This window comes from Xenorhabdus yunnanensis, from assembly GCF_028598805.1.
Lineage (GTDB): Bacteria > Pseudomonadota > Gammaproteobacteria > Enterobacterales > Enterobacteriaceae > Xenorhabdus > Xenorhabdus yunnanensis.
The window spans coordinates 1-6,409 of the sequence record NZ_JAQRFI010000088.1 but is presented as its reverse complement, the minus strand read 5'-3'; the positions used below and the strand labels follow the sequence as shown (position 1 = coordinate 6,409).

The 6,409-nt window shown below is 53.7% G+C and carries 10 protein-coding genes; all 10 read left to right on the top strand.

Annotated features, from left to right (window positions below):
- A partial coding sequence (locus PSI23_RS19890) for a DUF2586 domain-containing protein (protein WP_273556702.1) occupies window positions 1–930 on the top strand: 930 nt, incomplete at its 5' end.
- Window positions 927–1,382, top strand: a complete 456-nt coding sequence (locus tag PSI23_RS19885; RefSeq protein WP_086110339.1) for a DUF2597 family protein — start codon at window positions 927–929, stop codon at window positions 1,380–1,382. The genes PSI23_RS19890 and PSI23_RS19885, both read left to right, overlap by 4 nt.
- Before the next feature lie 11 nt (window positions 1,383–1,393).
- Complete coding sequence (locus PSI23_RS19880) at window positions 1,394–1,687, top strand: phage holin family protein (protein ID WP_273556701.1); 294 nt, start codon at window positions 1,394–1,396, stop codon at window positions 1,685–1,687.
- Window positions 1,684–2,022: a M15 family metallopeptidase gene (locus tag PSI23_RS19875; RefSeq protein ID WP_273556700.1), complete on the top strand. Its 339-nt coding sequence runs from the start codon at window positions 1,684–1,686 to the stop codon at window positions 2,020–2,022. Before PSI23_RS19880 ends, PSI23_RS19875 begins: the two co-directional genes overlap by 4 nt.
- Entirely contained in the window at window positions 2,019–2,411 is a 393-nt protein-coding gene (locus PSI23_RS19870; protein ID WP_373567361.1) for a hypothetical protein, read from the top strand. The genes PSI23_RS19875 and PSI23_RS19870 overlap by 4 nt, the downstream gene beginning before the upstream one ends.
- Window positions 2,412–2,512: 101 nt before the next feature.
- Window positions 2,513–2,782: a putative phage tail assembly chaperone gene (locus tag PSI23_RS19860; protein ID WP_273556699.1), complete on the top strand. Its 270-nt coding sequence runs from the start codon at window positions 2,513–2,515 to the stop codon at window positions 2,780–2,782.
- Window positions 2,779–2,973 (top strand): DUF6890 family protein, encoded by a 195-nt coding sequence (locus PSI23_RS23285; RefSeq protein ID WP_373567362.1) that lies wholly within the window; start codon window positions 2,779–2,781, stop codon window positions 2,971–2,973. The genes PSI23_RS19860 and PSI23_RS23285 overlap by 4 nt, the downstream gene beginning before the upstream one ends.
- Window positions 2,970–5,078 (top strand): phage tail tape measure protein, encoded by a 2,109-nt coding sequence (locus tag PSI23_RS19855; protein WP_273556698.1) that lies wholly within the window; start codon window positions 2,970–2,972, stop codon window positions 5,076–5,078. Before PSI23_RS23285 ends, PSI23_RS19855 begins: the two co-directional genes overlap by 4 nt.
- Window positions 5,071–5,406 carry a DUF2590 family protein gene (locus tag PSI23_RS19850; RefSeq protein ID WP_273556697.1) on the top strand — a complete coding sequence of 112 codons (336 nt, stop codon included), beginning with the start codon at window positions 5,071–5,073 and terminating at the stop codon, window positions 5,404–5,406. Before PSI23_RS19855 ends, PSI23_RS19850 begins: the two co-directional genes overlap by 8 nt.
- Window positions 5,396–6,409: baseplate J/gp47 family protein (locus tag PSI23_RS19845; RefSeq protein WP_273556696.1), on the top strand; the 1,014-nt coding region annotated here is incomplete at its 3' end. The genes PSI23_RS19850 and PSI23_RS19845, both read left to right, overlap by 11 nt.

Genomic DNA, 6,409 nt, shown 5'->3' with positions numbered 1-6,409 from the left:
ATGGCAAACGCCGGGCAGAACTGGTCAGGGTACGTGCATATTCTGCCGGAACTGGCCGATGAACGGGCGTTCGTGGACGCGATTATTGCGGCACAGACTATCGCCAGTGTTGAAGGTTATGTGCTGACCCGCGGCGCGACCAAAGAGGTGATTAAGGCCGCACAAACCTTGCGGGCGAACACCATCGCCAAGTTTGGCCGCTGGCAGTGGGCGATCCTGTCGGTGGATGGCCCCCAGTCTAAAGAGCCGTGGGCCGATTACGTCACCCGTCTGGCGGAATTGCAAAAGGGTGAAGCCGTGCCCGCCGTGCAGTTGGTGCCGTGTCTGTGGGGCAATGAGGCGGGTGTACTGGCCGGGCGCTTGTGCAATCGTGCCGTCACCGTAGCAGACAGTCCCGCACGGGTACAGACCGGGGCGTTGATGGATTTGGGGGCCAGTGACTTCCCGAAAGATGGCACAGGCCAGCCGATTGATCTGGCGACCTTGCAGGCACTGGAAAAACTGCGTTTCAGCGTGCCGATGTGGTATCCCGATTATGACGGCCTGTACTGGTCAGATGGCCGTACACTGGATGTGGAAGGCGGCGATTACCAAAGCATCGAAAATCTGCGGGTGGTTGATAAAGTGGCCCGCCGGGTGCGCTTGCAGGCGATTGCCAAAATTGCCGACCGCAGTCTGAACAGCACACCGGGCAGCACCGCCACCCATCAGGCTTACTTCGCCCGTACCTTGCGTGAAATGTCCCGCAGTACCGAAATTAACGGCGTGACGTTTCCGGGGGAAGTGAAATCGCCGAAAGACGGCGATGTCGCCATCACATGGCGTAATAAAAACACGGTGGAAATTTATATCACTATCCGCACCTATGAATGTCCGAAAGGCATTTCAGTGAGCCTGTTGCTGGATAGCAGTCTGGAGAAAAGCGCATGAGCCAACGTATTTCAGGCCAGTCGGTCGATTTTAATATGGACGGGGATCTGGTTCATGCCGAAAAGGTCAATCTGTCCATTACCGATAACACCGCCGCTGCCCAGACGCAGGGCGTACCGGATGGCTATATCGCCGGGGATGTGGCGGCGGAGGGTGAGATTGAACTCAGTACCAAATATCTGGAAATCGTGACCGCCAAAGCGCGTTCGGCGGGGTCATGGCGGGGCATTCAGCCCGTTGACCTGATGTGGTACGCCAAGGCAGGCAACGAGGAAATCAAGGTTGAGGCTTACGGCTGCAAGCTGATTGTCAGCGACATTCTGGACGTTGACCCGAAAGGTGGCAGCGTCATGACCCACAAAGTGAAGTTTGTGGTGACCAGCCCGGATTTTGTGCGCATCAATGGTATTCCTTATCTGGAAGCGGAACTGACACAAAGCCTGATTGGGTAACGGGGGCGTTCATGGACGAACATGAAAAAACGTTTGTCACGCTGGTGCTATTGGGGGCACTGATTGCGTTGGGCAAAATGCTGACAGGCAACGAACCGATCACCTTAAGGCTGTTTATCGGCCGGGTTATCTTGGGTTCAGCGGTGTCAGTGATGGCAGGGGCGTTGCTGATTTGGTGGCCGGGCATCAGCCCGATAGCGGTCACGGGGATTGGCAGTGCACTGGGAATTGCCGGATATCAGCTCATTGAGGTCTGGTTACGCAAGCGCGGGAGCGCTTTATTAACAGGGAAGTTAAAGCAATGACACTGAGTGAAAAACAGCAATTATTTGCGGTATGGGTTGCCCAGTTGATCTTATGGGCGGACGAACGCGGCTATCGTGTGACGTTGGGTGAGGCGCACCGCGCCCCGGCGCAGGCGAAACTGAATGCCCGGAAAGGCACGGGGATTGCCAACAGTCTGCATACGCTGCGTCTGGCGGTTGATCTCAACCTGTTTATTCAGGGCGAGTATCAGACCCGCAGTGACGCGTACCTGCCACTGGGGGAATATTGGGAGTCGCTGGGCGGTACATGGGGCGGGCGCTTTTCCCGTCCCGATGGCAATCATTTTTCGCTCTCACATAACGGGGTGAAATGATGCCCAATGCCCGGACGCTCTATGTTGTTGTGGTGGCGTTGGCGTTCGGTGCGGGCTGGCGCGTCAGTCACTATTACCGTGACAGCATCGAGCTGAACATCACACGGGCAGCAGCAAGCGCAAAAGAGGCCATGCGACAGGAGTTGCAAGCCATTTCCAGCGCCTCCGCCCGGCAATTAGAAGATAAACTGGAGGGGATCGCCCATGCCGCCCCGCGAGAGATTCGTACTGAAGTGGTCAAGCCTGTTTTTACTGCTGTGTGCGTTAGCCCTGAGTTTGTCCGGCTGTACAACGACACCGCCGACACCATCGGGCGAACCTTATCAGGAAAACCTGCTGAAAAAATGTCAGGCAATATTACCGAAATTAACCGGAACGACCGGAAATAATTTAGCCAATATCTTAATCGATTATTCCGCCTTATATGGCAACTGTGCCGCAAGGCATAATCAATTAGTGGACGAAATTAATAAAAGAAAGGAATTCATTCATGAGCAAAGAAAATAAAATCATTACCTTAATTATCGGCGAAACTGAAATTCATTTTGAACCGAATATCATTGCCTATAACAGCATGATTAATGACATGGCAATGGACAATAAGATTGTGCCGATTGTCACTTACCTGCGCCGCATTGTGCAGCCTGCCTCAAAAGCCGCACTGGATGCCCTCTTGCAAATCCCCGGCGCTGCCATGCAGATTGTGGAACGGGTGAATGCGGAATATGCGCCTAAACTGGATATCGAAATAAAAAACTGAATGCACGGGTTAAGGCGATTGACCATAGTTTATTTGAACAGGCCTTAATATTACGCCGTCATTATTTACCGCATGAAAAAGATAATACGGAAAATTTAGCCCGTGCCATCTGGCTGGATAATCGTTATTGGGAAAATACGCGCATTGCCACGGCAAATGGTATTGCGCTGGCGTTCAGGGGTGAACCATGAGTCAGGAATTAGATTTTACCTTAAGCCTGATTGATAAAATCACACAACCGCTGGCGAGTGCGAAAGCGGCGGTGTCCGGGTTTGCCCAGTCTTCGCAAGACGCGTTCGGCAAACTGGCGATTGGTGGCGCAGGATTGGCCGGGGCGTTCTGGTCAATCAAGGGCTTTCTGGATCCGGCCATTGAAATGGATGAGGCGCTGAAATCCGCCTCATTGCAGGGCATTGACAGCAGCGTGATGGATAAAGTCGCCAACGATGCCATGACGTTCAGTTCCCAGTATGGCAAGTCGTCGATTGAGTTTGTGCAGTCGGCCGCTGAAATCAGCAAGGCCGTGAACGGGCTGTCACACAGCGACCTGCCCCAGATGACGAATATTGCCAATACCACTGCCGCCGCCCTCAAATCCAGCGCCAGCGATACCGCCGGTTACATGGGAAAAATGTTTTCCCAATTTTCCAGCCATGCCAAGGCGGTGGGTCACCTCCGGTTTGCCGAAGAACTGGCAGGCAAGGCGGTGATCATGTCGAAAACGTTCGGCACGTCCATGACCGACATTGCTGACCTGATGGAAGGGGCCCGCGCCGCCGGAACCCAGTTCGGCGTCGGCATTGATGAGCAGTTGGCGGTCTTGGGGGAACTTAACCGCGCGCTGGGCGGGGAAGCCAGCGGCGCGTATGAATCATTTATCACCAATGCAGAAGCCAGCGGCAAGAAACTGGGGTTAAGTTTTACCAACGCCTCCGGGAAATTGCTGTCGATGCCGGAAATGCTGGAAAAATTACAGGCCAAATACGGCAAAAGTATTGAAGGCAATCTCAAGGCACAGGCCGAAATTGAAGCCGCGTTCGGGGATTCTGCCGTGGTGGTCAAACAGCTTTACGGCAATGTCGATGTGCTGCGCAAGAACATGACCGCACTGGGCGCGAACGATGGTATGAAGCGTACCCGTGAAATGGCTGAACTGATGGCGAACCCGTGGGAACGGCTGCAAGCCATCTGGCAAAATATCCGTATTGCGGTGGGGTCAACGCTGCTGCCTGCGGTGTCTTCGCTGGTCAACAAGATGGCGAACATCAGTCAGTTAGTGGTGCGCTGGCTGAAACTGTTTCCCAATATTGCGCGCTGGATTGGCTATATCTCAGCGGGCATTATCGGATTCGCGGCAGTGGGGGCTGCGGCCAATATCGTGATGGGCGTGTCGAAGTTTATCTGGCTGGGGCTTAAGGGAATTTGGGCGGCCTGTACGTTGGTGATGAAACTGTGGACGGCGGCAGTCTGGCTTTGCAATGGTGCGGTTACCGTATGGAACGTCGGACTGAGAATATTACGTAATACATTGATGGCTGTCCGTATGCAGGCCATGTTAGCGGGCATTTCATTCAGCTTTATGACTTGGCCTGTCTTGCTGATTATTGCTGCGATTGCGTTGCTGGCTGTGGGCATTTATCTGCTGATTAAGCACTGGGATGCCATTAAAGCCGCCATTATGAATACCACGGCGTTTAAGGTTATCGCGGCCTGTGTGAAATGGGTTGGCGAGATCTTCAGCGCAGTCTTTGCCTGGATTGGCGAGGTGTGGGATAACCTCTGTAGCTGGTTCAGCAACTTTTCACTGGCGGATACGTTTTCCGGCATGGTGGACAGTGTCAGCAATCTCTTTAGTGGCTTATGGGACTGGCTAAAAAGATCATTTAGCGAAGCCTATAATTGGATTATCGACAAGTTGAACTACATTCCGGGCATCAATATTGAAACCCAAGCCATTGAGAAGACGGTCACCGAACCGACTGGAAAAGCGGCGGCTCCGGTGCAGGGCATCGGGGAAAATACCCAGAAACTGATAGCCCAACCCAACGGGATTTTGCAGGGACAACCTCAAGCGATGATCCAGCCAGTGAAAGCCATTCAGCCGCCCGAAACCGAGGGCGTCTTAACGGGCGGGAAAAAGCAGGGCATTGGCAAGCAAGGTCTGATGAAAGCGGTAACAACGAATTCACAGACCATCACCGACAACAGTCGTCGGATTGAAAATGTCACGCTGAATGTGACAAGCAACGTCACACCGGGACAACTCACAGAATGGGAGCAGGTGGCTTATGGATGAGCCAAAATACATTGATTTATGGATTACGGGCGGTGACTTCACGCTGAACGCCGGGAATGAACCGCGCTTTTGCCATAACCGCTTTTCGGTGGGTCAGGACTGTGTTCACGCCATTATGGAAAGTGGTCTTGCCACCGAGTTGGTCGCTGAACGCAGCCCGACCTTGCGGGCGGATATTCGTACCCAGATTGAAATTCTGGTCGAGGAAGATGAGCGAATTATTCCGGGGACGGTCATCATTAATGAAGAAACACCAACGAAGCTGTGGATCATGGCAGAAACTTATGATTTTGGCCGACTGAGCGTGAGTGTGGGACATGGACACTAAACCCACCCTTGATTATGAAAAGGTGCTGCGTGACAGCGGGATGCCGACCACGGAAGCCGACATCAGCAAAGCCTTTGCCAACGTGGTGGATGAAGCCGGGCTGGTGACGAACACCTCGCGCATGTCCCCGTTCTGGCGGTTGATTAACACGATGGTGACGCGGCCTGTGTTGTGGCTGAAAGACGCGTTAATCCATGTCACGCTGAAAAATATGTATCTGGCAACGGCATCAGGTTCATGGCTGGATATGTTCGCCTGGGGCGTGAACCTGAAACGCAAGCCCGCCTCGGCTGCACAGGGGGTGATCCGCTTCTATAAGATAGCGGGCGCATCAGCGGTGACCGTGCCCGCCGGAACGGTGATCCAGACTGAACGCATTAACGGTGAAATCTACTGGGTCAGCACCACGGAAAGCGTAGTAATGGCGGATGGTGTGTTCAGTGCCTTGCTGCCTGTGAGGGCAGAAGCCGCAGGCGGCGCATTTAATCTTGCGCCCGGCTACTTTCGACTTCTGCCCGTGGCGATATCCGGGATTGCACGGGTGCAGAATGAAGACGGCTGGTTATTGACGCCCGGCGCGGATGCGGAGTCGGACGATGATTTACGTGATCGTTGCCGCAACCAATATAACCTGGTCGGTAACTATCATACCGATGCGGTTTACCGGGGCATGATTGCAGCGGTGGCGGGCTTAAGCATTGATCGTATCTTCTTTCTGCATGACGCGCCCCGTGGGGCAGGCACCGCCAACGCGTATCTGTTGCTGGATTCGGGGGTAATCAGCCAGCCCTTTATTGAGGCGGTCAACGATTACATTACTAATCAGGGTCATCATGGGCATGGTGATGATATGCAGTGCCTGCCGATGCCGGAAACCCAGCATGATTTAGCGGTCACGCTGTTTGTGGTCAGTCTGGCGAACTACCGTCAGGAGCAGATAACTACCTTGAAACGGGATGTGGAAAACCTGATCCGCTGTGCATTCCGGGAAAACAGCCAGTAT